This window comes from Streptomyces griseorubiginosus, from assembly GCF_017614965.1.
GTDB classification, from domain to species: domain Bacteria; phylum Actinomycetota; class Actinomycetes; order Streptomycetales; family Streptomycetaceae; genus Streptomyces; species Streptomyces griseorubiginosus_B.
The window spans coordinates 1-4,191 of record NZ_WVUG01000483.1; the positions used below are offsets into that span (position 1 = coordinate 1).

The 4,191-nt window shown below is 72.2% G+C and carries 3 protein-coding genes; 1 reads left to right on the forward strand and 2 read right to left on the reverse strand.

Annotation, left to right across the window (positions count from 1 at the left end; genetic code table 11):
- Window positions 1-1,301 (reverse strand): sigma-70 family RNA polymerase sigma factor (locus GRC12_RS42285; protein WP_208785756.1); only part of this gene is annotated, 1,301 nt, incomplete at its 3' end.
- Window positions 1,302-1,550: 249 nt separating this feature from the next.
- Window positions 1,551-2,294: a TetR/AcrR family transcriptional regulator gene (locus tag GRC12_RS42290; protein WP_208785757.1), complete on the reverse strand. Its 744-nt coding sequence runs from the start codon at window positions 2,292-2,294 to the stop codon at window positions 1,551-1,553.
- 384 nt (window positions 2,295-2,678) lie between these two features.
- Here GRC12_RS42290 and GRC12_RS42295 point away from each other — a divergent pair, with 384 nt between their 5' ends.
- Window positions 2,679-4,058 (forward strand): NAD(P)/FAD-dependent oxidoreductase, encoded by a 1,380-nt coding sequence (locus GRC12_RS42295; protein ID WP_208785758.1) that lies wholly within the window; start codon window positions 2,679-2,681, stop codon window positions 4,056-4,058.
- Window positions 4,059-4,191 lie beyond the last annotated feature (133 nt).

The following is a 4,191-nucleotide window of genomic DNA, read 5'->3' on the forward strand; positions in this document are numbered from 1 at the left end:
GAGGTCGGCGGCTCGGGCCGTACGACCGGTGAGGAGACCGGTGGTTTGGCGTCCGGCTTCCTGGCGGGGCTGTGGCTCCCGGCCAGCGCGAGCGCCACCGCCACGCCCGCCACGGCGACGACACCGGCGGCGATGCCGGCCTTCACAGGCGCGCCCAGCCCCTCGGAGGCCGCCGCACCCCCACCGGCGCCGGCCCCGCCGGACGAACCGCCGCCCGCGGCAGCGGCCGCGCCCGCGGCACCCGCCGCCCCGGCGCCGGCCCCACCGGCGATGAGCCCGAGCGCCTTGGCGTACCCGGCGACGCCGAACCAGCCGATGACCGCGACCGGTACGACGGCGGGGATGCCGCCGGCGACTTCCTGGATCTGGCCCGCGGCCAGCCGGCACTTGGCGCACTCCTCGAGGTGCCGGCGCAAGCCTCGCTCGGCACGGGTGCGCAGACCGCCGCGCGCGTAGGCGCCGAGCCGGTCGGCGTAGCGGGCGCACTCCTCGTCGCCGACGAGGGCGGCGCTGACGTGGGCCTGCAGATAGGCCTGCTTGAGGCCCTCGCGGGCGCGGCTGGCGAGCACGCGCGTGCCGTTGGCGTCGAGGCCGAAGAGGGTGGCGACCTCGCTCGGCGACTCGTCCTCGACCTCGGTGTGCCACAGCACGGCCTGCCAGCGTTCGGGCAGCGACCGGAAGGCACGCATCGCCAGGGACTGCTCGGCCTCGTGCATCGCGCGCACATCGGCGCCGAGTTCGAGGCCCGCGCCGAAGGAGCCCAGGGACGCGGCGTCGTCGGAGACCTCGGGGGAACGGGCGGCCTGCGCGGCGAACACCGCGAAGTCGTCGACGAGTTGCTCCCGCCTGGCGGACTTCGTCCAGGTGGCGGCGACGCGCCGCACGATGGTGAGCAGATAGGCGCGTACCGCGTGCTCGGGACCGTGCCCGCGGCGTACGGCCTGGAGCATGCGGGCGAAGACCTCGGCGGTGAGGTCGTCGGCGGTGTGGGCGTCCCGGCAGCAGGTGCGGGCGTAACGGCGCACGGCGTCGGCGTGGCGCCGGTACAGCGCCTCGTACGCGGTGTCGTCGCCGGAGCGCATCCGCTCGATCAGATCGGCGTCCGACGGCGGCAGGCTCCTCGGCGGTGGCAGTACGGCGCCGTCCTCGCGCCGGCCGCGCTGGGCGGGGACGCTGCCCTCGACGGGCTCACCGGCCTGGGCCGGGATGGAGGGCCGACCGCCCTGACTCGGCACCTGCGGCGAACCACCGGCATCCGGGTCACCGTCCCCCTGTGACCCGTCCCGCCCGTCAACACTCATCGCGGAATGCCCCCGCCGCCAGCCCTATCCGTCCCGAACACCGGGTCAGAGTGCCATATTGGCTATTGTTCAGGCCCCCGGAGTACACCGCATCCACTCGTCCGGGGGGTTTTCCCACCCCCCGGTACTAGCCCTCACCCAAACGGGGAAGCCTCAACCGACGCCCAGGAGAAGCCGCACAGTGGTGCGGGTGGGAACGCACAACCGGCCGAAGGCCGGGCGCCTCCCCACCCGCGGACAGCATCGGCATCAAGCGGGCCGCGACCGCAGCCCCTCCAGCAGGATGTCCAGCAACCGCGCGGACGCCGCCGCCTGCTGCGCAGCGTCCGGCAGCGAGGGCGCCGCCGTGGCGATCACCAGCAGCACGTCCGACACGGACACGTCGGCCCGCAGCTCACCCGCCGCCCGGGCCCGCTCCACCAGCTGCCCCACGACCTCGAGCAGCGCCGCGGCCCCCGTGTCGTCCTCGGAGACCAGCCGCAGCTCACCGGCGCCGACCCCGGCGCCCGGCCCCCGCTGCTGCGGCACCCGAGCCTCGTCGAACACGGAAGCGTCCCGCTCGTCGGCGACGCCGACCCGCAGCACCTGCGGCGGCAGCAGCCGCCCCGCTCCCGACGCCACCGACGTCCGAAGGAACCGCGACAGCGCGGACCACGGCTCGTCCTCCTGCCCGAGCGCCGCCCGGGCCTGGTCGGTCAGCCGCGAGGTCTCCTCCTCGGCTATCCGCCGCACCAGGACGTCCTTGCTCGGGAACCGCCGGTACACGGTCCCCACACCCACCCGAGCCCGCCGCGCCACGTCCTCCATCGGCGCGCCGTACCCCAGCTCGCCGAAGACCTCGCGCGCCGCACGCAGTACGTGCTCCAGATTGCGCTGTGCGTCCACGCGCAGCGGCGTCGTACGCGGCCCGTCCCCGCGTCCGTTGCCCGCCGCCGCGCTCACCATGCCGCCCGCTGCGAGCGCGGACGACCAATGAGAGTCCTGAACATGCATAACGTTCCCCCGGTAATGACGTCTCCCCCCGGAGACTCTCCCCGCCATCGGAAAAGGCGGAGCGTGCGGGGAAGCCGGGATCACCGGTCCGCCCGTCGCGGACTTCGGATCCGATGAAGCGCTTCCCCCTACACCCCGTCGACACACGAACATAGTTGAGAGGGGGTCAATTCAGAAGGGGCAGGTTCCGCACGGAGCGCCCCCCGATCGGACCACGGGTGGTATAAGTCCCGATTGCACCCCCTGGCACTCCCCGGCGCACACCCACTGACCTGCGCTCCTCCTCACTACTTGGGCAATTCGGCCAACTCCGGAGATCCCCGACCTGCGGTCACACAAATTGTCGAGGCTGTGGACAAACTCAAGCGCTGGGTGCGTCATGGGATGGTGAAGGAACGTGCGCGCATTCTCGTTGTCGGCGGCGGCTACGTCGGGATGTACACGGCCCTGCGCCTGCAGCGGAAGCTGAAACGGGAACTGGGGCGGGGCGAGGTCGAGATCACGGTCGTGACCCCGGACCCGTACATGACCTATCAGCCGTTCCTGCCCGAGGCGGCGGCCGGTGCCATTTCCCCGCGCCATGTCGTCGTACCGCTGCGCCGGGTGCTCGACCACTGCAACGTCGTCATCGGCGAGGTCCACTCGATCGACCACGGCAAGCGCACGGCGACCCTCACCACCCTCGCCACGGAGGAGGAGGGAGCGGGCGCCGAACAGCTGTCGTACGACGAACTCGTGCTCGCGCCCGGCTCGATCTCGCGCACCCTGCCGATTCCCGGGCTCGCCGAGCACGGCATCGGTTTCAAGTCGGTCGAGGAGGCCATCGGCCTGCGCAACCACGTCATCGAGCAGATGGACATCGCCTCCTCCACCCGCGACCCGGCCATCCGCGACGCCGCGCTCACCTTCGTCTTCGTCGGCGGCGGCTTCGCCGGAGTGGAGGCGCTCGGCGAGCTGGAGGACATGGCCCGCTACACCACGCGCTACTACCACAACGTCAAGGCCGAGGACATGAGGTGGATCCTCGTCGAGGCCTCGGACCGCATCCTGCCCGAGGTCGGCGAGGAGATGGGCCGCTACACGGTCACCGAACTGCGTCGCCGCAACATCGACGTACGGCTGAACACCCGCCTGGAGTCCTGCACCGACCGGGTCGCGGTGCTCAGCGACGGGGCCCGCTTCCCGACCCGCACGCTGGTGTGGACGGCCGGCGTCAAGCCGCACCCCGTCCTCGCCGCGACCGACCTCCCGCTCACCGGACGGGGTCGGCTGAAATGCACCCCCCAGCTCACGATCGACGGCGTCACGCACGCGTGGGCGGCGGGAGACGCCGCCGCCGTCCCCGACGTCACCGCCGAGCAGCCGGGCGCGGAGACGGCCCCCAACGCCCAGCACGCCGTCCGCCAGGCCCGGGTCCTCGGCGACAACATCGCGCACGCGCTGCGCGGCGAGGACCTGGAGACGTACTCCCACAAGTACGTCGGCTCGGTCGCCTCGCTCGGTCTGCACAAGGGTGTCGCGCATGTCTACGGGCGCAAGCTCAAGGGCTACCCTGCGTGGTTCATGCACCGCGTCTACCACCTCAGCAGGGTGCCCACCTTCAACCGCAAGGCCCGTGTCCTGGCCGAATGGACCCTCTCGGGCCTCTTCAAGCGGGAGATCGTCTCGCTCGGTTCACTCGAACATCCCCGTGCGGAGTTCGAACTCGCGGCCGGTGGAAAGCCTCCTACCGACCCGACGAACGACCCGAAGGGGTCGTCCTGACCGGACCCAGGAACTCCACCGACCGGGTGGGCGTCTGACGGATGTCGCTCCGGTAGGCCACACTGCCAGACTGATCCCCGCCATCCGGGCGAGCGGCAGCCCGCCCCCGTCGAACTCCGCTCCCTTCGAACCC